At 42.5% G+C, this 25,776-nt stretch carries 19 protein-coding genes; 14 read left to right on the plus strand and 5 right to left on the minus strand.

Annotation, left to right across the window (positions count from 1 at the left end):
- Positions 1–219: 219 nt before the first annotated feature.
- The 3 genes from L884_RS0105370 (at position 220) to L884_RS0105380 (ending at position 3,245) form a co-directional block, all read left to right on the plus strand.
- Positions 220–1,203, plus strand: coding sequence for a hypothetical protein (locus tag L884_RS0105370; RefSeq protein WP_028766523.1), 984 nt, complete (start codon positions 220–222; stop codon positions 1,201–1,203).
- A gap of 316 nt (positions 1,204–1,519) precedes the next feature.
- Positions 1,520–1,876 carry a hypothetical protein gene (locus L884_RS0105375; RefSeq protein ID WP_028766524.1) on the plus strand — a complete coding sequence of 119 codons (357 nt, stop codon included), beginning with the start codon at positions 1,520–1,522 and terminating at the stop codon, positions 1,874–1,876.
- A 298-nt stretch (positions 1,877–2,174) separates the two neighbouring features.
- Positions 2,175–3,245, plus strand: coding sequence for a hypothetical protein (locus tag L884_RS0105380; RefSeq protein ID WP_156925656.1), 1,071 nt, complete (start codon positions 2,175–2,177; stop codon positions 3,243–3,245).
- 90 nt (positions 3,246–3,335) lie between these two features.
- Here L884_RS0105380 and L884_RS0105385 read toward each other — a convergent pair whose 3' ends face one another.
- On the minus strand, positions 3,336–4,994 hold the full coding sequence (locus tag L884_RS0105385; protein WP_028766526.1) for a BCCT family transporter: 1,659 nt from the start codon (positions 4,992–4,994) through the stop codon (positions 3,336–3,338).
- A gap of 1,154 nt (positions 4,995–6,148) precedes the next feature.
- Here L884_RS0105385 and L884_RS0105395 point away from each other — a divergent pair.
- Positions 6,149–8,299 (plus strand): bifunctional 2',3'-cyclic-nucleotide 2'-phosphodiesterase/3'-nucleotidase, encoded by a 2,151-nt coding sequence (locus tag L884_RS0105395; RefSeq protein WP_028766527.1) that lies wholly within the window; start codon positions 6,149–6,151, stop codon positions 8,297–8,299.
- Between the two features lie 78 nt (positions 8,300–8,377).
- On the opposite strand, the gene L884_RS0105400 is transcribed toward L884_RS0105395, so the two are convergent.
- Entirely contained in the window at positions 8,378–9,556 is a 1,179-nt protein-coding gene (locus L884_RS0105400; protein ID WP_028766528.1) for a transglutaminase domain-containing protein, read from the minus strand.
- A 260-nt stretch (positions 9,557–9,816) separates the two neighbouring features.
- Between L884_RS0105400 and L884_RS0105405 the strand changes: the two genes are divergently transcribed.
- From L884_RS0105405 to L884_RS0105430, 6 genes are all read left to right on the plus strand, one after another.
- Entirely contained in the window at positions 9,817–10,389 is a 573-nt protein-coding gene (locus L884_RS0105405; RefSeq protein ID WP_028766529.1) for a hypothetical protein, read from the plus strand.
- Positions 10,390–10,399: 10 nt separating this feature from the next.
- Positions 10,400–10,960, plus strand: coding sequence for a hypothetical protein (locus L884_RS0105410; protein WP_028766530.1), 561 nt, complete (start codon positions 10,400–10,402; stop codon positions 10,958–10,960).
- Between the two features lie 2 nt (positions 10,961–10,962).
- Positions 10,963–11,400, plus strand: coding sequence for a hypothetical protein (locus L884_RS0105415; RefSeq protein ID WP_028766531.1), 438 nt, complete (start codon positions 10,963–10,965; stop codon positions 11,398–11,400).
- Between the two features lie 512 nt (positions 11,401–11,912).
- Positions 11,913–12,974 (plus strand): nuclease-related domain-containing protein, encoded by a 1,062-nt coding sequence (locus tag L884_RS0105420; protein ID WP_028766532.1) that lies wholly within the window; start codon positions 11,913–11,915, stop codon positions 12,972–12,974.
- Positions 12,975–13,045: 71 nt separating this feature from the next.
- Positions 13,046–14,080 (plus strand): nucleoid-associated protein, encoded by a 1,035-nt coding sequence (locus L884_RS0105425; protein WP_028766533.1) that lies wholly within the window; start codon positions 13,046–13,048, stop codon positions 14,078–14,080.
- Positions 14,081–14,082: 2 nt separating this feature from the next.
- Positions 14,083–15,615 (plus strand): hypothetical protein, encoded by a 1,533-nt coding sequence (locus tag L884_RS0105430; RefSeq protein WP_028766534.1) that lies wholly within the window; start codon positions 14,083–14,085, stop codon positions 15,613–15,615.
- 346 nt (positions 15,616–15,961) lie between these two features.
- Here L884_RS0105430 and groL read toward each other — a convergent pair whose 3' ends face one another.
- The gene (gene groL, locus L884_RS0105435) at positions 15,962–17,608 is read right to left on the minus strand and encodes a chaperonin GroEL (RefSeq protein ID WP_028766535.1); all 1,647 of its coding nucleotides are present in this window, start codon (positions 17,606–17,608) and stop codon (positions 15,962–15,964) included.
- Positions 17,609–17,694: 86 nt separating this feature from the next.
- Positions 17,695–17,985, minus strand: a complete 291-nt coding sequence (locus tag L884_RS0105440; RefSeq protein ID WP_028766536.1) for a co-chaperone GroES — start codon at positions 17,983–17,985, stop codon at positions 17,695–17,697.
- A 249-nt stretch (positions 17,986–18,234) separates the two neighbouring features.
- Here L884_RS0105440 and L884_RS0105445 point away from each other — a divergent pair, with 249 nt between their 5' ends.
- Positions 18,235–19,599: an MATE family efflux transporter gene (locus tag L884_RS0105445; protein ID WP_028766537.1), complete on the plus strand. Its 1,365-nt coding sequence runs from the start codon at positions 18,235–18,237 to the stop codon at positions 19,597–19,599.
- A gap of 32 nt (positions 19,600–19,631) precedes the next feature.
- Positions 19,632–20,285, plus strand: a complete 654-nt coding sequence (locus tag L884_RS0105450; protein WP_028766538.1) for a Qnr family pentapeptide repeat protein — start codon at positions 19,632–19,634, stop codon at positions 20,283–20,285.
- Positions 20,286–20,304: 19 nt separating this feature from the next.
- Here L884_RS0105450 and L884_RS0105455 read toward each other — a convergent pair whose 3' ends face one another.
- Positions 20,305–21,252: a LysR family transcriptional regulator gene (locus L884_RS0105455; protein ID WP_028766539.1), complete on the minus strand. Its 948-nt coding sequence runs from the start codon at positions 21,250–21,252 to the stop codon at positions 20,305–20,307.
- A gap of 242 nt (positions 21,253–21,494) precedes the next feature.
- Between L884_RS0105455 and L884_RS0105460 the strand changes: the two genes are divergently transcribed.
- Together L884_RS0105460 and L884_RS0105465 are read left to right on the plus strand one after the other, a co-directional pair.
- Positions 21,495–22,577 carry an efflux RND transporter periplasmic adaptor subunit gene (locus L884_RS0105460; protein WP_028766540.1) on the plus strand — a complete coding sequence of 361 codons (1,083 nt, stop codon included), beginning with the start codon at positions 21,495–21,497 and terminating at the stop codon, positions 22,575–22,577.
- 100 nt (positions 22,578–22,677) lie between these two features.
- The gene (locus L884_RS0105465; RefSeq protein WP_028766541.1) at positions 22,678–25,758 is read left to right on the plus strand and encodes an efflux RND transporter permease subunit; all 3,081 of its coding nucleotides are present in this window, start codon (positions 22,678–22,680) and stop codon (positions 25,756–25,758) included.
- Positions 25,759–25,776: the final 18 nt, after the last annotated feature.

Raw genomic sequence — 25,776 nt, forward strand, 5'->3', positions numbered from 1 at the left:
TAATAAACGACTCAAAAATATACAGATTTAACAAAACTAAATCTATCCTCAACAGATAAAATATTGATATCGCCTCTGCACCGTAGACTGTGACTTATCACAGACACAGATTAAAAAGACAGCTAAAGTCACCGCTAGCACTAGTGTGTACATTTTATTTGGATAAACTAGCCCGTTATAACCCTCTGAGCAAAATCATAAATAAAATTTGGAGTCACCATGCCCATTCGTGGAAAGAATGAATTAATGCAGTACATAGCGGCTAACGATTTTGAATGGCTAAAAGCCAATGACGCCGCAAGTCAATTCAGCTGTATCTATGAGGATGAGCAAGGTATCACCATAATCGATAAGCTCAGAGGTGCAGGAGTATTCAGCGATAAAGATATTTTCCTGCAATTATATCGCAACAAAGAACAGCATATGAACGACTGGAACGAGCAACAGTGGCGCGGCAAAACCGCAGCACTGTTCAGCATTCTTGAGCGCTATCCACGAGATGGCAGCCTAACCATTGCTGATGCACCAGTAGGACCTTGCTATGACATGGTTTATCACATTAGCAACGACTTTTTCTTGCCTATGATCAGGCACTTGGTAGAACTAGGCTGCGAATTAGATCACAACAACTTTTTAGAACATGTCTACGATGGCAATGACGATCCAGAGTATCAACTATATGATTTTCTAATCAGCCATTATCAAACGTTTTCTCCACAAGCATTAGCCACTGCCTGTGCGGCAATACTCGACCATGAAACTGATGAAACCGAACTTAAAAATCAGCAAATAGTCAGCAGCTTACTCGCTCGAGGTGCAGACCTAAACTGCAGCGTTAACGATAATAGCTGTGTAGCAGATTACGGCTCACTATTTGGCGCCGTGTTCGCCATTGCGCCGCAGATGTTAGACTCACACCCACAGATTGCTAAAGACTACCTTCCGAATGAAACTGCACTAGCCGATATCGATTGGGAATATATTGTAGAAAACAATTTTGGGCCAACACACCTTGAGGCACTATCTAAGCTAGTCGCTAAAGGCGCTGAATTGCCATTAGCAGAAATTGCTGAAAATATAGAGGAAACTTGGCACTACCTAAATGAGAGAGCAGTCGAGTACAACTCAACTGACGCGGCAGAACACCTGAACCAGTTCGACCTAATGGCGTATGCAAAAGCCCTTAGGGCAATGGTTAAATAACTCTTCAACCACAAAGTGAAGCTTATACTAATATAAGCTTCACACCCGTCGAAGCCACAGCAAACTTGCTAAAAACCACCAACAGAGATCCCATTGTCGACCGACAAAAATGCACTCAAGTCTCATTTATTGAATCAACAGCGAAATCTAGCAAATTGACAGTAGGTTGCGGGGAACTATTCTTAGCCCTATGCGCTCATAATTGTTATGACAGTAAATACGCATTTTAAATGCAGCTACAAATCCTAAGCTCAGCTTGGCTCACAGCAATGCGCTAAGTTGAGCACAACCAACTATATCGATGAGGCTAGATTGAATGAATAAATTGAGTAAGCTACTAATTGGTTCCACTATTACCATCGCGGCACTCAGCAGCGTGGCTCAAGCTGGTGATCTTATTTGTAAGGTCAAAGGTGGCGATGACGTGGTAATGAAAAACATAGAAATACTGCGTTCAAATGAAGCATTAGTCAGTATTGATGGCAGCTATAAGTCACCGATTTTGAACAATATCTACCGCATAGATGGTGTTGATGGCCAAGACATTAGCGAAACTCCAACCTATATAGCCTATGGCCAATACCCACTGGCTGATCACGAATTACGTGCAACGGTGCAAGTCGCCGACCAACCCGCCTTTACAGGCATGTGTACCGTCACCGAAGAGATGTAAGCGACTGCGCACGGCTGGTAATTCCCCTACTTAGCCAGCCAAAGTAAAATTGCACTTTGCCTCTAAAGCCACGGTTCAAACTAAGATGGCTGCAAGTGCCTTATTTCTCTACGCATTTACTGACAAAAAAACGCTTACCTGCAAAGCTATCTTCTAAGCAGACAGCCCATTCCAGCTTATCGTTAACAATTTTAATAGCTTTTAATAAGTCTTAATTTCAGGCCGACATGTTGCAATGGTATTTTCACCAAAATAAGGAAATCAATCGTGAATATTTAACAAAAATATAGGTGAAGTTATGAGAAAGAATTTCAGCTGCCGCAATCCATCCACTTTTTTACTCATACTTATGCTGCTGAGCATAAGTCACTTAGTTTTCAGTTCTGCGAAAGTTTACGCCGCGACTGGTTTTTATCGCTGTAACGAAAAAGGAGATTACAATTTAAGAGCCGTGATCCAAGATAACAATATTGACCCAACAACGCCCGTTGGAAGAATACTAACCACAGTCGAAATGGAAGGCGGCTCATGGGATTTTACCTGTGATTATCAAAGCAACGCCTATAATTTTGCCAGAACCATGTATATCGCCACTGGGGAAGGCACTTGGGCTAACTATTGGTCAGGTGATAACACGGTTTGCCTCATACCTGGCCTGTCTGGAATTGGCATTCGCTTCTATGCAAGTGATGGTAACGCAAAAGTCTGCAATAGCGGAATACCTCTTTATCCTTATGATAATGGTTACATTGTTAAGTTTGACAGTGGCACAGTTCTCAGTGGCACAGCGAACTACACTCCTTTTGCCGAGCTCATACGCATAGGTGACATAAACGGGGGGGATCATATATTACCCACAATGCCACTGAGATCTAAGCTAAGAACCTCCCCCACTTTATATAGCTTTAAGTATGGTATATTCAATTTAGTATTTACCAATCCCTCGCTCGAAGCTCGCCTTTGCACTATGGCTCAATTTAACAAAACCATTGATTTTGGCGATAATATTGATAAAGGCGATGACGTCATTAGTAAGCCTTTCGATGTTTGGTTAACCGATTGCTCTGGCAATGCCTTAACTGAGTATAAAAATAGTGCAAAACTATCTTTCACTTCATTACCTGATAGAATTAGTACCGATGGCACTCGGCTATTTAACTGTGATGACGATGATTGCGCCGATGGCGCCTATATTACCTTCACAGACATTGAAGGCGATAATGTCAACCTAAAAGGTGGATACAGATTAAATGCCCAAACAACAAATAGTATCCCCAATCAACTCAGTTTTAGCAGTAACTTACATACAGAAAATACCAGCGGTGGAAAGATAGATACCTCAATAACACTAGTTCTGGAATACCTATAAACAGTAAACCATAAAAAAGAGCCTTAATACTCAAAGCATTAAGGCTCTTAAGCTAGCGATAATAGCAACCACTATAACAAGTGCAGACGATTAAGAGTTTACCTCTGAGCGCTGCACTTTTGACGACTGCACTTGTGACAACTGAGATTGCATAAGCCCTGCTTTGCCAAGTTGCTGCTCCGCCATCAGCTTGGCCATCTTGGGTGCATGCCACAAGGTTGGCAATAGCACAAAAGATACAGGTACAGCGGTGATAACAATAAATGACTGCAAGGCCGAAATCCCTCCAGAGCCCATTGCAATCAAGGCTATCGCTACCAGCCCCATTAAGATCCCCCAAAATGCGCGCATCGCACCACTCGGCTCTGTCGAGCCGCTAACCACAACACTAATGGTATAGGTCATTGAGTCACCCGTAGTCACAATAAAGGTAGTGGTTAAAATCAAAAACAGAATCGCAATCAAGGTTGGCATAGGTAGCTGCGAGGTAATCGCTAGCAACACGCCCGGCAAGTTAAAGCCTGCAAAAGCATCGGCCATAACGCCGGGATTTGCCAGCTCAAAAGCAAGCCCTGAACCACCGACCACACTAAACCAAAAACAAGTGATTAACGGCGCTATAATCGCTATCGACAAAATAAGCTGACGAATGCTGCGACCACGAGAAATACGCGCAATAAAGATTGCCATCATAGGGCCATAGCCTAAAAACCAGCCCCAGAAAAACACTGTCCACCAGCTTAGCCAGTCTGCATCACCACGATACAAAGACATAGGCACAAAGTTATTCACCATGCGCGCCACGCCCTGTAAGTAGCCATCAACAATAAAGCCCGTTGGGCCAAACAGTAAAATAAACACAATTAGCGCCGCCGCTAAAATAATGTTGTAACGGCTAATAAGCTGAATACCGCGACTTAAGCCACTTAATGCCGACAAGGTATACATGGCAATGGCAAACACCACCACTAAACTTTGGGTCATCAAGGTGTCTTGCACGCCAAATAACGCATTGAGCGCATAACTAATTTGTAAGCCTAGAAAACCAATAGGACCAATAGTTCCCGCGGCCACGGCAATAATGCAGAAGGTATCAGTTAAGGTGCCAATCCAACCTGTTAACGCCTTATCACCAAAGATTGGGTACAACAAGGTACGTGGCTGTAGCGGTAAGCCTTTATCATAGTGTAAGTGCATCAAAACAATTGCGGCTAACGTGCCCAGTATTGCCCAAGCTAAAAAGCCCCAATGCAAAAAAGATTGTGATAAGGCATTAATCGCCAGAGTGCGTCCTTGTGCTTCACCATAAAATGGCGGTGCAGACACAAAATGGGCTATCGGCTCAGCAGCCGCCCAAAATACCCCCCCACCAGCAAGCAGAGTACATAGAATAATTGCCAACCATTTAAAGGTATCCATTTCAGGCTTAGCCCGATTACCTAAAATGACGTCGCCAGTTCTGGCAAATGCTAAGTAGAGCCCTATCACCAAGTTAGCCAGCAGCAACACTTGCCAAAACGGGCCAAACCATAGGGTTACTTTTGAGAATCCAACCTGAATGACGTTGGACAGAGCGGAAGTATCAAATACAGCAAGTAAAACAAATAGGACGAGGAAACCACCACTTAACCAGAGCACTGGGCTGGCAAAGGCGTTTAAATTAGATGGATCGCTGCGCTCGGGTGGATGAGCCGCAAGGTAGTTTTCATCTGTTGATTTACGATCGACAGATTGTGTCAAATTCGACATGTAGTGTTCACTTTTGTCGTCGTCAGCAAGCAACTTTACCCATATTTAGACAGGCAATTTGATGCTGAGTCGGTGAGTTTTCCTCGGCTATTGCAAAGACTTAGAGCAACTTTGTAAAGGTTGAGGCCGTAAAAGGGGCGATATTTTAACACATACGAAAGTCGAATAAAAACCGCGCTAACTAGCACGTAAGTTGCAGCAAATATTAGTAGCTAGTGAATTATTTTAATTTTAAGCTAATTTCAAGCATTTAAACTAACGGCATCATTTTCAGTTTAACTGCAAATCGCTATCAGCCAGAAATAACCCCATTGCCAGACTATCACGCAGGCCTGTTACTCACACTGGATAATTGAGCTGACGCGATAAAATGATGGAATTTGGCTGTTGCTGAATATTTAAATTCAACAAACAAATGTTAATAGCAAGATCTAACCTGACTGTATTTAAATTATTTTTACCAAGCAAAAAAGCTAATAAACCAGCAGTAAAACTCATTAACATCCAAAAATGATATTTTTAGATCATTCGCCATAAAACATTATAGATAATCGATAATTAATTCATTTAAAGCAACGCGACTTTATTGTTCAACAAATGTTTTAGATGCACAATCAGCTAAGTAAAAATTAAGATTTAAAATTTATTTTATGAGCTTAGATTACTGTTTTAAAAAAGCTTATCCAGCATGATTAAAATGCTGTTCTGTGCAGTGAACTATCTAGGCGATTAACAGGCTAAACTCCGCTAACAAAACCCAGCGTTACATTTTGAAAACATTGAAACAAAAAGGAAAAAGCAAAACAGAAAAGACGTTAAACAGTTGCAAATCAATAAGCAAATCTGCATAAACATGAGTATAGAAAAACCATAAAAAGACATTAATAACAGCCCATCATTACTCTATATTTAATTTTATTACCAACTAGTGTTATATCTGCAAAATTAATTATTAAAAACGCCAATTAACACTTAAAAACTGACATATATAGTTCACTTTACTTCCTCATTAATTTTAATTAATTTACCCCCCAAATTTAAGTACACACACAATAACCAGCTCATATTTCCACCATCACTTAAGTCCCTATTAATACCTTAAGTGCTGTTATTAATTTTAATTAAAAAATATAAAAATGATTATGGGAGTAAACATGAAATTAAGTACTAAAAAGCTTCTGCTTGTTTCAAGCATTGCAGCGGCACTAGTGGGTTGTAACAGCTCTGATGACGATAACAATCACGTAAGTGATCAAACCATCAGTGTACGTCTAATGGAAACCACTGACATTCACACTAACGTGATGCCATACAACTACTTTGTTAGCCAAGAAGTGAACGAAACTCAACTACCTGAGTGGGGTTTAGCTCGTACTTCTTTAGTTATCGAAGCGGCTCGTAACGAAGTAGAAAACAGCATGCTATTTGATAACGGTGACTTAATTCAAGGTAGTCCAATGGGCGACTACATGGCGTCATTAGGTACTGAGCACGTTAAAGAAAACACTCACCCTGTTTATAAAGCGATGAATGAGCTGCAATACGACGCAGCTAACTTAGGTAACCATGAGTTTAACTATGGTCTAGATTACCTAGATGAGTCACTTAAAGGTTCTGAGTTCCCGTATGTTAGCGCTAACGTATGGAAAGTTGATAACTCGCTAGAAAAAGTCAGTGATGCTGCAGATGAGTGTGAAGTGCGTATTACTGAAGAGTTCTATGAAACAGCAGAACATAAATATAATCCATACGTGATCTTAGATCGTGAATTTAAGAGCAGCAACGGTGAATCTTATATCGTTAAAGTGGGTGTTATCGGCTTTACTCCACCAAACATTATGGGTTGGGATGCGTCGTTACTAAAATGCAACGTGATGGTGTCTGACATCAAGAAAACTGCTGAGCATTATGTACCTAAGATGAAAGCAGAAGGCGCAGACATTATTGTTGCGATCCCTCACTCTGGTCTAAATGACAATAACGACGAGTTTGCCGAAAACGCAACCTTACACCTTGCCTATGTTGACGATATTGATGCCATCATGTTTGGTCACGATCACCGTGAATTCCCAAATACCACAGGTGAATATGGCGAAATCGAAGGTGTTGATGCTGAGCTTGGTTTAATCAACGGTATTCCAGCGGTTATGCCTGGTTTCTGGGGCGCTAAGCTAGGTGTGATTGACCTAACGCTAACAACCAAAGATGACGGCGAAACTTGGGACGTTGACCACTCTAAATCGACTTCAACATTACGCTCGCTTATTCCTAACAGCTCAAATCGTATTATCGAAGACTTAGTTGCTGATGAGCACCAAGGCACAATCGATTATATGTCTGCTTCAATCGCTGACATCGATGTAAACATGAACAGCTTCTTCCCACAAGTGGTACCGGATCTATCGATTCAAGTGGTTAACGAAGCACAACTACATCAGTTGATGAAGTGGAAAGCTGAAGGTGTGTTTGCCGATGCTGCTGACGACGCTATCTTCTTGTCAGTTTCTGCGCCATTTAAGTCTGGCCGTAACGGTCCACAAGATTACACCAACATTCAAGAAGGCGAACTAACTAACGCCTCTGTTGCTGATATCTATGTATTTGATAACAACACCCCTGCGGTATTAAAAATGACTGGTTCTGATATGAAGAACTGGATCGAGTGGGTTAACTCAAACGCATACAACAGCCTACCTTTAGCTGCTGGTGAGCGTTTCTTGAATGAGTCATTCCCAGGCTACAACTTTGACGTATTCTTTGGTGGCTTTAACCAAGCTGGTGAAGGCTTACTGAAGTACACAATTAACGTTGAACAAGAGTCAAAATACATCGACATTAATGGCTTTGAATACACAGAGACTGACAATAAGCAGCTAACTAGCCTGACTTATAATGGTGTTGAAATTGCTGATGACGCAGAAATTTACGTTATCACCAACAACTACCGCGCATCTAACGTGAAAATGCCAGGTGTTGATAAAGCAGTACTTGTTAAAGAAGAAGCGGCATTCAACAACCGTGAATTAGTACAGTACTACCTACAAGACTCGCTAGCTGAAAATGAAGGCGACACGGCTTTAGCATTCCCGAATGCTGAAGTGTTCCAACTTGTTGCACCTAACACTGACAGCGTGTGGTTTGCATCAGCAACATTAGATGAAGCATTCCGCTGTGTAGACAATGGCATCACTGGCCTTTCAACAGAAAAAGCAGAAGAGACTAAAGCGGGTACTGAAGGCTTTACTAAGTTCCACTTTAACTTTGACTACAGCGGCGAGTTTAACTGCGCAGCTAAAGCTAAGTAACTCCTCAGCTTTTCAAGCGAATCAAGTTATAGCTTGAAGCAACAATCCCTACTTAGCGATAAGTAGGGATTTTTTTAGCTATTGAAAACTCGCTTCAACAAACGTGATTGGTCCCCGAACACCTTCTTTAGATATGCTCCTAACCTCTAAGCGGTTATCACCCTGTTGTAACTGCCATATGTATTCGGCAGATTGCAACTCAAGCCATTTCCCCTGTTCCGTTTTAAGCGAGTAATGAGAAAACTGCTGCATATTATTATATAAACTCAGTTTAATTTTCCCTTGCGCGGCAAAACGCCACATATTATCAAGATAATCTTGCTCTGATTTAATCTGATGTTGCTGCATCACAGACTGAAAACTACCGCTTGCATTAGGTAAAGCCGACATTGCAAAAAAGGTCTGATTCAATTTTGGATAAGCAATATCAACCTCTTTAGTAAACAGCTTAGTGTTGTTAGCGCCCATGCCTTGAAAGGTTAAAAATGGCTTGTTTGCCTCCATCAACAACACAGTACTCTGCTTTTTATCGTTAAACAGCTGAGAAGAAACATGGTAACCAAAATAGTTGCCTAAAAAGGCACTATAACCGTCATAGTACTCCTGTAAGTTAACGTCATTAGCTTTGGCAAAATTATTAGTCACTACGAATGAAATTTGTTGATACTTCCCCTGCTGCTTAAGCAGGTACATATCATGGGTATTGAGAAACTCGCCATTGTGTTGCGCATAAATGCTAAATTGAGGATCGAAGAAAATCCATTTATTTAAATCGTTCGACCATACCTCTGTTGCCACATGCCCTTTACCCCAACCACCATAGGCCACGTCGGTTGACTGCAAGCCTATCTGCCTAGAATGATGCCCCATTGCAGATAAGATATCGGCCATCACCTTGCCGTATTCAACACAACGATACCGTTCACCTTGCTGATGCACTGCTTTTAAAATATCTAGCGAACTCATGCCTTTTGGTGCTTCATTCAGACCATCATGCTGCCATTGGCTAGCTACCCAATCCATCACCTCAATAAACAATTGCGGCTCTGTTACATTGGCAAACTTTGCCCGCTCAAATACATACGCAACAAGCGCTGGATCTTGCTTTAAACTTATCTCTTGTGCAGCAACAGGCATGATCGATTGATAATTGTTGCTATCGGTAACTTCAACTTTGTGTAACTCGTTAGCCAATAACGTTGACGGAAGCAAAGCTACGACACACAGCAGTTTCAATTTAATTAGTGAGCCTAACAATATTAAATTCCTTTTAAATTATGATGTAACAGTCAATTTTCATCAGTTAGATAATAGAGTTTGAAATCAAAAAATACGCCTTAAGTTGTGCTTACGCAACAAGCAAAAATAGTCTATTAAAAATACATCTAATCGTTTTAATACATACAGCAAATTTTCAAATCAGATAAAACCTAGAGATTTATTTAGCTAAAATAAGTTTGTTAAAATACCTCCCAAAAGTCATAGCCGCTTAAATTTTAAAAAACATGGAGTTAGTCTTGAGCGAATACTTCTTTGCCAGAGAAAATGTCGGTATCGCCTGTTATGTTTTTGCTGATGAATATATCGATGCCGTACCTGTCGACTCATTTACTTTTCCCGCAGCGCCGGTCCCTTTAGTCATCCAATATGATTCTGAAGAGGGCTGCAGCGTACCTGACGTATTTGAAATGCCGGCATTCTCACTACGAAAAAGCATATTTGACACCTTAGATTTAAACACTATCTCAGGGGTAAATTGGGTCGATATTAATTTGGTTCACAACGGCAATCATGAGTTTGTCATGCTACAGGTTGCCAATCACCTAAAAGCAATAGATAGAGTCAGTAGCGATATCAAACGCTACCGCAAGGACGACGACGGCGATGAGATGATTAGCGGTATTCGTCGGCTACACATCGACCAGAAAGCATTGCAACAAGTCGAGTTAGCACAACGACTGATATTTATTGATCCCGCTTGGTACAAGCAGGTGTTTTTTCACAAATCAGTGGTCGAACAACTGACTAAGCTCAAGTTAACTGGCGTGGAGTTTATTCCAGCTGAAGGCTATTCAGATTTTGGAGGCTAAAGCTAATAACATGAGTGATTACTTTTTTATAAGAGAGAACCAGCCGACACCAATCTATGAAGTCGCAGAAGAGTTTGAAGAGGCGGCATTTAGCACTCGATTTACCTATCCAAGTGCGCCAGTGCCCGTTATAGCCACTCATAAACCAGAACAAGAGTATGTAATTGCCGATATTCTACTTGAGCCAGAGTTTGCGATATCTCAACGCTTGTTTGATTCGCTAGCACTTGAGCCGCTATATGGCAGCAACTGGATCCCACTCAAGTTATTTGATCAAGGCGAACACGATTTCATGATGCTGCAACTCGCCCATGAACTCGATGTAATTTGCCATGAACAGAGCGTATTTAAACGCTTTAAACGTGGCTTCATTAGTGGCATGAAAACACTGGTTATCGATACCGACAAGCTGGCGCAGATCCCGCTCTACAAAAGACAGGTTTTTCGCGATAGCGCTTGGGGTTTTCATACGTTTTTTCATAAAGATATTGTCGAACAGATCATGCGCCATTCACCAACAGGCATCGAGTTTGTAGCGATTAAAAACTTTAACCAAGCATGGGCAGGTTAGCTATGTATATTGCATTTAACCAAGAAATTATTAGCAGCCTACTGCCAGAAAAAAGACCCGACAGCACCTTTAGCAACCCCGATCTATTTATCGTGTTTAATCCCGCCGTACGCTTTGTGCTTTGGCAAGAGATTATCGATGAACTACCTGAGCATTGGTTAGCTGGCAAAGATCTATGGGATAGCGATTTCGACTTTAGCAGCAACCATTGCAACACAGAGCACGACACCGACTGCGACGATAGGGTATTTGATGATTATAAAACCCTAGAGCTGTTGCAATTCCCTACCCTAGATACGCTAGATGTTGAGCAAAAACATGCATTTGCCTACGACAGCAATCATGTGCTGCACATCAACCAAGACTTCATTAAAGATCTAAAGTCTGCAGGTTGTAGCAATATTTGGTACCACACCACAGCGCCCTTTGGCAGATATTAGTGTGGTTACGATTGGGTAAGAGTTAGCGCCTATTTACTCCAGCTCTAATTGCACTCAGTTGCTACGGCTCTGCGTATTTGAAAATTCACCCAGATTTGGTTAGGTTAAAAAAGCAGCAAAATTAACGCCGAATCTATTTTGCACAAACATAAAGAATCACCGATAACTAAGGAGAATTCATTATGATCTACTTGTTAGACCTAATAGTACGTTTATTGCGTGGTTAGCCCTTTTAGAAGGCGACTTAGCCGCTTAATATGCTGATGCTGGGTTGCTGTAACAAGCAACCTTTTTTAGCGGTGCTTTTTACAACTCAATATCTTTAATTTCAGGTGCAAGAGCTAAATATCGCAGACAGCTCTTGAGTCAGCCGCTCCCATCACACCTCTCCAACTTAAATCCATTTGTTTAAGTAGATTTTTCAACCAAATAGCAGATAAAATGCACTTAACACTTATCAAGCTGCTAGCGATTCGGTTATCGCTAAGCAGTAGAATGGATGCTATTGATAAATGATTTTAAAGACCAAATCTCCGCAAAATGTGCAATCCGCGCAAGCGATTGCAGGCCAGCAACAAGAACAGAACGTGGCATTTTTTCTGCGCCGCGCCTACAAAGACCACCCGCAAGTACTGGTCATTAACGACTTCAAGTTTCGCTTTAACGACGAAGTCGCACAAATAGACCACCTCATCATTTATAGCTATGGCTTTATTCTAATTGAATCGAAGAGCATCAGAGGTCGGGTAAAGGTCAACCAGCAACAAGAATGGAGCCGCAGTATTGGTGCAAAATGGCAAGGCATGCCCTCGCCCATCAAGCAAGTAGAGCTGCAACAAGCTCTGTTACTCGAATTATTAATGCACCATCGTAGTGAGATTTTAGATAAATTGCTCGGCTTTAAGCAACAAGGCTTCAAAGGTCGATGCTGGGATCACCTGTGTGCGGTATCCAGTGATGCCATCATTGATAGAAAGTCGATGCCCAAGGCCGTATCAGACAAGCTGATAAAGTCTGAGTTTCTGGTAGATAAACTCGACAAGGTAATGAATCTAAAAAGCACCTTTCAGCGGGCAATAAACTTCAGCGATACCCGCCCAGACTTCAGTCAACAAGAACTAGAATCTGTCGCGTCATTTCTTATCAAGCAACATATCGCACCGAATACGGCAGCAGACACAGAAACAACAAAAGCAACAAGCCAAACAACCACTGAACAAGTCAGCGCACCACTAGCAAGCACACCAATACCAGCAGCTAGCACAGTGCCGGTTCAACGCATGCCAGCTCAAGCAGTAGCAGAACCCGCACCACTTACAGAAACAGAAACAAAAACAGGGAAAAGCCAAACAATTCAGATAGTTTTACGCTGCAAACATTGCGGAGAATCAACGAATTACACGCCAATGTATGGCAAATTCGGCTATTACATACATTGCAAACAATGCACTAAAAACACGCCAATGAAACAAGCCTGCCCACAGTGCAGTAGTAAGAATACAAGAGTTAAGAAAAGCAAAGAGACTTACACCCTAAACTGCCAAGAGTGTGGTTGTGAACAACGGGTGGTTTGAGAGCTAGTAAGGCTTATTCAGAGTTATATTTTTACATATTTCAATATAAACAAAGTGTAAGGAAGTTATTTATGCGATATATGAACACTAACTGCTACCATATCGATATACAGAAAGGTACCTATGCTGAATTTAAAGGAAATGCGAGTTCTACGCAGAATTTCCAGCAATTTGCTAAAGAAGCGGTTAAGCACACTCAAGAAGCGAACAACGCACAAGAGTTTATCTTTAATGATTCCTCTCTCGTTCAAAGTGAATTTCTTACATATAGAGAGCATACTCCTCACTGGGGAGTAATGTGTGACAAATTTTCAGCAGAGTTATTAGATCAGCAACAAGTATCTCAAAAGAGTATCGACCACCTAAGAAAGAAAGTGACTCCCGGTAGTCTGCTGATTATTCACTGTAAACCAGATATAAATGTTGATTTATTAATCCTTGTTAAGATGGAGCAGGAGGAGTTCGCAAATGTAATTGACTTTAAACATGAGTACGGACTGCCAACAGAAAAAAAAGCATTAAACACAGCTTTAATTAGGTTTGAAAAAGGGCAACCAACAAGTCTATTTGTTTCAAGAACAAATGCATTTTGGATAAAGTTTCTAGATATATACCCAGTCAGATCTGATAATATAAACACAGCAAACGCTTTTACTGCTATCGATACAGCACTTAAAAAAGTTAAACATGAAGGATTTAAGGCAGATCACTTGGCCCTTCGTAATCATTTGATCACCTATCTAAGAAACAACCAAGGCAAAACTGTTGTTTATTCAGACCTCATTGCCACGATATTTGAAGCTCACTCACCTTTAGACGAGAACTTCCAGGCTAAAGATTTTGCAAACAGCTTAAGAGAGTTACCTAAGAAAAAAACAGGGAAATTAGCATTTGACCCACACTTTCAAATCGATATGAAAGATGTAAAAGCGAAAAAACGTACTACATCAATCAGTTTAACTGACAAAATTGAATTAAGCTTAAAAGATGGTATCGAAAACTTGGACGAAACAATTAAGCCTTATGAAGAAGATGGCAGAAAGGGGATAGTTGTATTCTCTGATGAAGGTTTCGAGCATTTCATAACAAATGAGAGTGAAAAGTAATAATGTTAGATAGCGTGAGAAGTATTTGGCAAAATCCAATAGATACTTGGGAAGATATTAAAGAATCTCTCACGTACTTCTCTGCATCTAGTAAGTTAGATAGCTTGGTTGAGAGCGATGTAGACTCATTATCTATATTCCTTAATTCATATCGCCATTATCAAGATAAGTTTACGCTTAAAATATTCTACGAGTATGACGAATCAATTGAATTTTCAAATAATACCACTCCTGAGAAAATCGATGAAAAACTTGAAAGTTTACGTTATGAAGTCAGAAAATTAGACAATTTTGAAGAATTATCTGTTTCTTTGTCTATTTCTAAACGGTTATCTGAATCAAAAGACAAAATTCTTCTTGATAACATATACTCCCTAGATGCACTCTCATCATATCTGGAGAGCCTTAGCTTAACAGAGCTTCAAAGTGCTATATCTAAACGTTATGGAGTCGACGGTGCAAAAGGAGTAGCCCTTATTGGCGACTACAAAACTTCACTGCACACAGACTATTTTCACTTTATATCAAAAGATGAATTTCAAATTGAACACTTAGAGTCTCATTTCAATAAAGTAAGATCAGAAGAAATTCATCGACTAAGAGATTCATTAGGCCATTTTGCAAACGCCTCTGAGTGGTTTTTACTTCCAGATCACTTCAAGCTAACAGCAACGCAGGAAAATGAGTTTACTTCAATTCAACTCCTTTTTAATGCTCTACATAATGCATATTTAATAAGCTTTTTAAGTAACTTTTCTATCGTCAATTCCGAAGGCGTACATTACCGCTTAAAAGGACTAAAGGAGATCTCTGGTTCCTATGATTTTGAATCATTAAAACACACTGATGCGAGTGAGCTGTGGGAGCTGTATTTATGGATTTATGAAGGAAATACAGTTGATAAGATAGGGATTTCTCGTAACATTATTCCTTTACATGCTGAAGACTTATTGAGTATAAACTCATCCGCTCTAGCATCTGCATACTCTAGTTTTATCTTGTCTCAAAAAGATGACGTAAAGAGTTATATTGAAACAACAAAAAAGATAGCCGAGCAGATTCAAGTCACATCTCAAAAGGCAAGTGAGGTAGCAGAAAAAATTGCAAATTCAATTAAGACCGGTGTTCTTGGCGTAACAACATTTGCAATATCAACAATACTTTTTAGGCTCTTCACAAAAGGTAGCGAACTGAAGTCATATTCTGACTTGTTTAGTTTTATTGGTTCTCCATTGTTCGTTTCAATGATCATATTCGCACTCGCAGTGTTCTCATGTTTGTTTGGCTTGACTTGGTATGAATCTAAACAGGATCAAGCGCGTTTCAAAGAGATGTATAACCAACTTAAAAAGACATATGAATCAGTGCTAACGACAGACGATCTAGATAACCTACTAGAGAATGATATATATTTTAAAAAAAATTACCTTTTTATCACTAAAAGGAGAAATATGTATACTTGGACATGGGTAGCTGTAGTTTCAGCTTCTACAACAATTTTGCTCCTCGCCAGTTGCTATGCCGACAAGTTATAAGTGATACATCAACCTTTGCTTCGGCTTAAATTCGGCCACTTTATAGATGCTTTAAGCTTTTTAATTCTTCAACGAGAAGTGATTTAAGCTTTTAGGCCAAGAGCAGCTGCGTATTTTTATCAATTTTTCCCATTAAAAAACCCGACACTGTTTCCAGTCTCGGGTTTTTCTATTCTTCTACAAGAAGTGGTTTAAGCTTTTGAGCTATAGACCAGCAGAGTATTTTTGCTATTTTTGCGCCGGATAAATCGAGTTAGTACAAGGCGCTGTGAGCGACGTGTAGTTCACCTACACGAGCGAGCAGCAACGCCGTAATCACCGATTTAGGCCAGCAAAAAAGCAAAAATTACATGCCCATGCCGCCCATGCCGCCCATACCACCCATACCGCCCATGCCACCCATATCAGGTGCATCTTCTTTAATCTCGCCTACCATACACTCAGTAGTGATCATTAGACCTGCGATTGAAGAAGCGAACTGTAGTGCGCTACGAGTTACTTTAGTTGGGTCTAGGATACCCATCTCTAGCATGTCGCCGTATGTGTCGTTACCAGCGTTGTAACCGTAGTTACCGTTGCCGTTCTTAACGTTGTTAGCAACAACTGATGCTTCTTCACCAGCGTTAGTTGCGATTTGACGTAGTGGCGCTTCCATTGCACGTAGTGCGATTGTTACACCGTGACGTTGATCTTCGTTAGTTACTTCAACTTCACTGATTTTGCTTGCTACGCGTACTAGTGCAACACCACCACCAGCAACCACACCTTCTTCAACCGCTGCGCGAGTTGCGTGTAGTGCATCGTCAACACGTGCTTTCTTCTCTTTCATTTCAACTTCAGTTGCTGCGCCAACTTTGATTACCGCTACACCGCCAGCAAGTTTAGCCATACGCTCTTGAAGTTTTTCTTTGTCGTAGTCTGAAGTTGATTCTTCAGCTTGGATCTTGATTTGCGCTACGCGAGCTTCGATTTGAGCTTGCTCACCGTTACCATCGATGATGGTTGTGTCATCTTTAGTGATCACTACGCGCTTAGCTGTACCTAGATCTTCTAGGGTCGCTTTTTCTAGCTCTAGACCAATCTCTTCAGCAATAACAGTACCGCCAGTTAGGATAGCGATGTCTTGTAGCATTGCCTTACGACGGTCACCAAAGCCTGGCGCCTTAACAGCAGCAACTTTAACGATACCGCGCATGTTGTTCACAACTAGGGTTGCTAGTGCTTCACCTTCAACGTCTTCTGCAACGATAAGCAGTGGCTTACCTGTTTTTGCAAGACCTTCAAGGATAGGTAGTAATTCGCGGATGTTTGATACTTTCTTATCAACCAATAATACGAATGGGCTGTCTAGTTCAACAGTGCCAGTTTCAGTCTTGTTGATGAAGTATGGAGATAGGTAACCGCGGTCGAACTGCATACCTTCAACTACGTCTAGCTCGTTTTCTAGTGCTTGACCTTCTTCAACTGTGATAACGCCTTCTTTACCTACGCGCTCCATCGCAGTTGCGATGATTTCACCAATTGACTCGTCAGAGTTAGCAGAGATAGTACCAACCTGAGCGATAGCTTTAGTGTCAGCACATTCTTGAGATAGGTTTTTAAGCTCAGCAACAGCAGCAACAACCGCTTTGTCGATACCACGCTTAAGATCCATTGGGTTCATGCCAGCTGCAACAGCTTTTAGGCCTTCTGTAACGATTGCTTGTGCAAGTACAGTTGCAGTTGTAGTACCGTCACCGGCTGCATCGTTGGCTTTAGAAGCAACTTCTTTCACCATTTGTGCGCCCATGTTTTCGAACTTGTCTTCTAGCTCGATCTCTTTTGCTACTGACACACCATCTTTAGTGATAAGTGGAGCACCAAAGCTCTTGTCTAGTACTACGTTACGACCTTTAGGGCCTAAAGTTACTTTAACTGCGTTAGCCAGTGTGTTTACGCCCGCTAGCATTTTTACGCGTGCGTCATTACCAAATAATACTTCTTTAGCTGCCATTTTTACTGTCCTTTAAATACTTTTGAAATGCCTGACAAGCCGCCTTTAGCTGGCTCGTCAGTATTGAAAATGTCTAAATGGAGTGATTAGCTCACTACAGCCATTAGATCTGATTCAGAAAGAATAAGTACTTCTTCACCATCGATTTTTTCTTTCTTCACGCCGTAACCTTCGTTGAAAATTACGATGTCGCCAACTTTAACGTCTAGTGGCTGTACAGTACCGTTTTCAAGAATACGTCCGTTGCCTACAGCAAGAACTTCACCGCGGCTAGACTGCTCAGCAGCACTACCTGTTAGCACGATGCCACCAGCTGACTTTGATTCAACTTCTGAACGCTTAATAATGACACGATCATGTAATGGACGAATATTCATCGATGGATGCTCCAATTGTATTTATGCCTAAACTTATTTCTGCAGGCTTTTAAAGATAGTAGCGACTTGGCTGGATTTCAGCATAGGTGAAGCCAAAACCGCCGCTTGATGTTCGATACATGGGGGTCAATCTAGTCAGTTCCAAGGCCTATTTACAAAATAAATCCATTTTTTTTAACTCACGCGGGTAAAAATTACGGCTTTCCTGCTAGAATCGCCCTCCAAGCAAAGACGAGGCAATACTTCCTTATGCGAGACAGACACGGGCTGCTTTCCCAGCCAATTGGTCGTGTACTGCTAAATATGAGTCTTCCAAACCTGATTGGTATTTTAACCATTCTTGGGTTCAGTCTCGTTGACACGTTTTTTATCAGTCAGTTAGGTACTGAGTCCCTTGCTGCGATTAGTTTTACCTTTCCAGTTACCCTGATTATTTCAAGCATTGCCATTGGTATTGGCGCTGGCGTGTCGACCAATCTTGGCCGCCTAATTGGTGCGGGCGAAGCCGATAAAGCGAAAGTGTTTTTGCATGATGCCTTAATGCTAACCTTTTTGCTGATCGCCTTTATTGGCGTGCTTGGCAGCCTGTTTATTGACCCGCTATTTAGTTTGCTTGGCGCTAACCAAACTAGCTTACCGCTTATTCATGACTATATGCTGATCTGGTATTTGGGCGCGCCCTTGTTGGTGCTACTCATGGTTGGTAACCAAGGCTTACGTGCCACGGGGGATACTAAATCTCCGGCTAAAATCATGATGCTAGCTGCGCTAATTAACCTTATTCTCGACCCGCTGCTTATTTTTGGTATTGGACCATTTCCACGTTTAGAAATTGAAGGCGCCGCTATTGCAACTGTGGTTTCTTGGGTCGTTGCGCTATCACTTTCAAGCCATTTATTGATTTTTAAACGTCATTTGGTCAGCTTTGTGGCGCCGAATATTGAGCGACTCAAATGTAACTGGAAACAACTGGCCCATATTGCGCAGCCTGCGGCGGTGATGAACCTGCTCAACCCGCTCGCTAATGCGATTATTATGGCGATGTTAGCGCGCATCGACCACAGCGCTGTGGCAGCCTTTGGTGCCGGTACGCGACTAGAATCTGTTATGTTGATTGTGGTGATGGCGTTGTCATCAAGCTTAGTGCCATTTGTGGCACAAAACCTCGGTGCCGGCCAAACTAAACGCGCCCGTAGCGCACTGATGCTATCGCTTAGATTTGTACTGGTGTTTCAAACCTTGTTGTACTTGCCGCTGCTATTTTTAGCGCAGCCGTTAGCTGAATTATTCAGTAGCGATCCACAAGTGATTGAATGGCTAACCTTCTATATTTTGGTATTGCCAGCCGCTTATGGTCCGCTGGGGATTGTGATTTTAGTCGCCACCTCACTCAATGCTTATCACCGTCCGATGAGTTCACTTATCTTAAATGTATGTCGGCTGTTTTTAATCATGTTGCCACTGGCAGCGCTGGGCTCATATTTGGGCGGTGTCAAAGGCTTACTGCTGGCGCTGCCTATTACCAATGCGATTATGGGCATTGCTTGTTATATTCTTGCCACACGGATCTCAGAACCCGATAAAACCACGATCGTGGTGAGCCAACAGGCTTAATCTTTTCGCTTAAATGCAGCTAAGGAGCGCTAATGCACGCCATTGACCAGATCTTTAATCATCAAGACTTTAGCGATCAAGACTTGCAAGACGCCCGCTTTGAAAATTGCAGCTTTTATCAATGTCGCTTTAACCATAGTGACTTAACTGACGCCGAATTTATTAACTGTAAGTTTATGGCCAGCGGTGACGACATAGGTTGCGATTTTAGCTACGCCACACTCACCAGCGCCAGCTTTAAACGCTGTAACCTGAGCATGGCGTTGTTTAAAGGCGCCCGCTGCTACAGCCTTGAACTGCGCGAAACTAACCTGCAAGGCAGTGATTTTAGCCGCGCCAGCTTTGCCAATTACATAACCCCAAAAAGTTACTTTTGCTCGGCGTATATCACAGGGTGTAACTTGGCTTATGCCGAGTTAGGCGACCTGTTGCTTGAAGAGTGTGAGCTATTTGATAATCGTTGGCGCGGCGCGAATTTAACCGGCGCATCAATGAAAGGCAGTGACTTAAGTGGCGGCGAGTTTTCACAAGATCAATGGGGCAGTTTTGCGTTGCAAGGGGCTAATCTCACTCGCATCGAGCTTGAGGGTTTAGATCCACGCGTTGTGGATCTAAAGGGGGTGATGATTAATCAATGGCAACAAGAGCAACTGCTTGCACCACTTGGGATTGTGGTGGTTGAATAGCTGCTTTACTAGCAGCCAACTAACGATAATATGGTTTAATCGAGCCGCCTAAATAGGCTTCTGTGCAACAAAGCTGAGTTTGTTCGCACTGCTCAATCGCCTGCATAATATGATCAATAAAACGTTGACTCGCCATGCTGATAAAGCGGCGCGACGGATAAACTAAAAAACATTTTCCCTCGTATGGCTCCACATGAGGAAACAGCATTTCTAACTCACCACTATCAACATGTGGCTGAGCAAAAGGCAGCGGCATCATGGAGATCCCTCGTCCTTGAATGGTCGCCTCTAGGCAAGTATCTAACGCGTTAACACACAAGTTGCCTTTTACGGTAATGGTTCTATCTTTGCCAAACGGCACATCGTTAAAAATACGCCCGTTTGGATAACGGAATAAGATCGAATTATGCTGCGGTAGATCCTCTGGATCTTGCGGCCGACCAGCTCGTGCTAAATAACTAGGACTGGCATAAAAATGTACCGTTTCGCTAAATAGATGCCGCGCAACCATCTCGTTTTCATTGAACGAATCTTCGAGCATAAAAGCTAAGTCGATATTGTTACGGATCATATCTTGCGGCTCGCTGCTAACGATGATCTCAACCGTCAACTCAGGATGCAGATCCATAAAACCGAAGATCGCATGGGTGATCATCAAAAGCTCTGGGATCGGGAAGATCAAGATCCGCAAATGACCAGATACCGCCGAGTCTTGGCCATTTAACTCTGATAAAGTTTGCTCCAGCGTAGCTAATATGCCGCTGGTTTTATCATAAAAATGACTCCCGGATGCGGTTAGTGTCATTGCTCTGCTTTGTCGATGAAACAGCTTAACATTAAGCTCTTCTTCAAGGGCGTGTAAACGTCGACTCAGGGTTGATTTGGGGAGATTTAATATATCTGCCGCTTCGACTAAACTGCCGGTTTCAACGATACGGTGGAACAAAGCAATATCTTCGGTTTTCATTACAACATCTCAATTAAAAATAGACTTTTTTGGCTACTGCCCTGCACCATAAGACTGATTAGTCACGCCAAATGACAGTTATCCATTAATACTTTGCTCACACAAATTGCGTCAAATCAAGCAAAAGTAGTTTCATTTTTCGGAACTCATGGTTCCACATAATTCCATTTTATTCAACAAATAGCCCTGTTATCTTAGCCAACCTAATTTGAAACCTTGCCTTAACAAATGGAAATTGCGTTATGACTAAACTAACGACTTCACTTTCACTGCTACTTTTAACTGCCATCATTAGTGGTTGCAGCGCCGAGTCTACTGAAGTCGCGCCAACAAGCATTCGACCTGTGAAACTTTTACAAGTTACCGATGCTAATGCAGGCTCATTACGTACTTTTCCAGCCAAAGTTGCTGCGACTAAGCAAGCTGAGCTGTCATTTAGACTCTCTGGTCACTTAGTTGAATTTGATTTAGTCGAAGGTCAGCAGGTAAAAAAAGGCGAACTACTGGCTCGTTTAGATAGCCGTGATGCTCGAAATACTTTACTTAATCGTGAAGCTGACTTTGAGTTAGCCAAGGCTGATTTTAAACGTAAAGGTGAGTTGCTACGCCGCGAGCTGATTTCGCAATCTGACTATGATCTTGCTAGCGCACAGTTAAAGTCAGCTAAAGCCAACCTTGCCAGCGCGCAAGATCAGCTCAGTTACACTGAACTCACCGCGCCATACGATGGCACTGTGGCTAAGATTGCCATTGATAATTACCAGATGGTGCAAGCGAATCAATCGGTATTGGTACTGCAAAAACACAGCGATATTGATGTGGTGATCCAAGTACCTGAGTCATTAGCCGCTAACGTAACCCAGTTTAATCCTAATGCGATTACTCAACCAATAGTGCACTTTGCCAATAATCCAAGCGTGGCTTATGCCGCCAAGCTAAAAGAGCACTCCACCCAAGTGACTCCGGGCACCCAAAGTTATGAAGTGGTATTTACCCTACCGCGTCCAAATAATATGACGGTGCTGCCGGGAATGAGTGCCGAGCTCACTATGGATATTGCCCAAAGCAAAGCGCGTAATGTCACCACGGTATTGCCAGCCAGTGCAATTACTAAACGTGATAGCGACGGCCAGCATATCGTGTGGGCTTATAACCCAGAGCTGGGCAAGGTTAACCAACATCAAGTGACTCTAGGTAAAGTCACCACTGACGGTATTGAGATTGTTAGTGGGATCAGTGTTGGTGATCAAATCGTGGTCGCAGGTGTGCAGTACCTTGCTGAAGATCTGCAGGTTAAGCCGCTACGTTGGCAGCGTGGCGTGTAAGCTGACGCTAGCTCCCCCCCCTTTTTTTCGACTGCTTTAATCGCCTTTATTGTGTCAAAGCGCGTGCGCGCTTTGGCCTTGCTTTACAAGAGATTGACCAATGAATTTTGCTGAATACTCGATTACCCATAAAGTCATTAGCTGGATGTTCGCCCTGCTACTGCTGGTTGGTGGCACCATCTCATTCTTTAGCTTAGGTCAGCTAGAGTTTCCTGAATTTACCATCAAACAAGCCTTGGTGGTGACCGCTTATCCGGGTGCTTCACCTGAACAAGTTGAAGAGGAAGTCACCTTGCCGCTGGAGGATGCACTGCAGCAGCTTGATGGCATTAAGCACATTACTTCGGTCAACAGTGCTGGCCTGTCGCAAATTGAAATCGAAATCAAAGACAACTATGGCGCTGATGAACTGCCTCAGGTGTGGGATGAAGTACGCCGCAAAATCAATGATAAAGCTGTTGAGCTACCGCCTGGGGTGATGGCGCCTAAGGTGATTGATGATTTTGGTGACGTTTACGGTATTTTGCTTAACGTCAGTGGTGAAGGTTACAGCGACCGCGAACTGCAAAACTATGCCGACTTTTTACGCCGTGAGCTAGTGCTGGTCAAAGGCATTAAAAAAGTCACCATCGCTGGCATTGTTAACGAGCAAGTGGTGGTTGAGATCTCCCAGCAAAAACTGAATGCCTTGGGCCTAGATCAAAACTATATCTATGGTCTTATCAATAGCCAGAACGTGGTCTCTAACGCTGGCAGCATGCTTGTTGGCGATAACCGCATTCGTATTCATCCAACTGGCGAGTTCAATAAGGTTAGCCAAATGGAGCGCTTGGTCATTAGTCCACCGGGCAGTGCCAAACTTATCTATTTAGGCGATATCGCCAAGATCTACAAAGACACCGAAGAGTCACCGGAGAGCATTTACCATGCAGATGGTAAAAAAGCTTTATCTATTGGTATCGCATTTTCCAGTGGCGTTAACGTTGTAAATGTCGGTGAAGCGGTAAACGCGCGTATGGCAGAGCTTAATAGTGAGCTGCCTATTGGTATGTCTCTTGATACGGTTTATGACCAAAGTAAGATGGTGGACCAGACGGTCAATGGCTTTCTGGTTAACTTGGCCGAGTCAATTGCGATCGTTATTGGCGTACTACTTATCTTTATGGGCGTTCGTTCTGGCCTATTAATGGGCTTAGTACTACTACTGACCATTTTAGGCACCTTTGTGGTGATGAATGTGCTCAATATTGAGTTGCAGATCATCTCATTAGGTGCACTGATCATCGCTTTAGGTATGCTGGTAGATAACGCTATTGTGGTTACTGAAGGCATTTTAATCGGCATTAAGCGTGGTCAAACTCGACTTGAAACCGCTAAACAAGTGATTTCACAAACCCAGTGGCCACTGCTTGGTGCGACGATTATTGCCATTATTGCGTTTGCGCCAATTGGCTTGTCAGATAACTCTACCGGCGAGTTTTGTGCTTCACTGTTCCAAGTATTGTTGATCTCGCTGTTTATCAGCTGGATCACCGCGATGACCCTAACACCGTTTTTCTGCAACCTGATGTTTAAAGACGGCATCGTCAGCGAAGAGGAAAATGACGATCCATACAAAGGTTGGTTATTCGGTTTATACCGTTACAGCTTAAATCTGGCGATGCGCTTTAGGGTGGTCACCTTACTGCTAGTGATTAGCGCGCTGATCTCATCAGTATTTGGCTTTGCTCATGTGAAGAACGTGTTCTTTCCAGCCTCTAATACGCCCATGTTTTTTGTTGATGTGTGGATGCCTGAAGGCTCTGATATTAAAGCTACTGAGCGCCTATTAAGCCGCATTGAAACTGACTTAATGGCTCAGCAACAAGCCGAAGATATTGGTCTGGTTAATCTGACCACAGTTGTTGGTCAAGGAGCGCAGCGCTTTGTATTGTCCTATGTACCTGAAAAAGGCTACAAGGCTTATGGTCAGCTGTTACTTGAAATGACAGATCTGCAAACACTTAATAGCTATATGCGCGTACTTGAGCGTGAGCTGAGCCTGAAATATCCAGAAGCGCAATATCGTTTTAAGTATATGGAAAATGGCCCAAGCCCAGCAGCCAAAATTGAGGCGCGCTTTTATGGTGAAGATCCACAAGTCCTGCGCCAACTCGCCGCCCAAGCTGAAACCATCTTAAAAGCTGAACCAACCGCTGTAGGTGTGCGCCACAACTGGCGTAACCAAGTAACGATTGTGCGCCCGCAATTGGCTCTGGCACAAGCCCGTGAAACTGGAATTAGCAAGCAAGACTTAGACAGTGCGCTACTGACTAACTTTAGTGGCCAGCAAGTGGGGACTTATCGTGAAAATAGTCATCTGTTGCCGATTATTGCCCGCGCCCCAGCAGAGGAACGCCTTGATGCACAAAGTATTTGGAAGTTGCAAATTTGGAGCAGTGAGAACAATACCTTTGTGCCTGTTACTCAAGTTGTATCTGACTTTACCACTGAGTGGGAAGATCCTTTGATTATGCGCCGTGATCGTAAACGGGTGATTTCAGTATTGGCTGATCCGATCAATGGCACAGATGAAACCGCTGACTCAGTATTTAGAAAGATCAAAGCCGATATTGAAGCGATCCCACTACCGGCTGGCTATGAGTTGGAATGGGGCGGCGAATATGAAACTTCACTTGAAGCACAGGAGTCAGTATTTAGCTCAATTCCACTGGGTTATTTGGCGATGTTTTTAATTACCGTGCTGCTGTTTAACTCTGTCAGACAACCGCTAGTTATTTGGTTTACTGTGCCGCTGTCGCTTATTGGTGTGGTTTCTGGCTTATTACTCTTTGATGCTCCGTTTAGCTTTATGGCGCTACTAGGCTTACTGAGCTTAACCGGCATGATCATTAAAAATGGCATTGTATTAGTTGATCAAATTAACCTTGAGTTATCTCAAGGCAAACCTGCTTATCAAGCTGTGGTCGACTCGGCGGTGAGCCGTGTGCGCCCAGTGTTGATGGCAGCAATTACCACTATGTTGGGGATGATCCCGTTGTTGTCTGATGCCTTCTTTGGCTCGATGGCGATCACTATTATCTTCGGCCTTGGTTTTGCGTCAGTACTGACATTAATCGTTTTGCCGGTGACCTACACCTTAGCATTCAGAATTCCCTATCCACGCAAACAGACCGCCTAGGCGGATCTCAATCTGTAA

This window comes from Shewanella fidelis ATCC BAA-318 (assembly GCF_000518605.1).
Taxonomy (GTDB): Bacteria; Pseudomonadota; Gammaproteobacteria; order Enterobacterales; family Shewanellaceae; genus Shewanella; species Shewanella fidelis.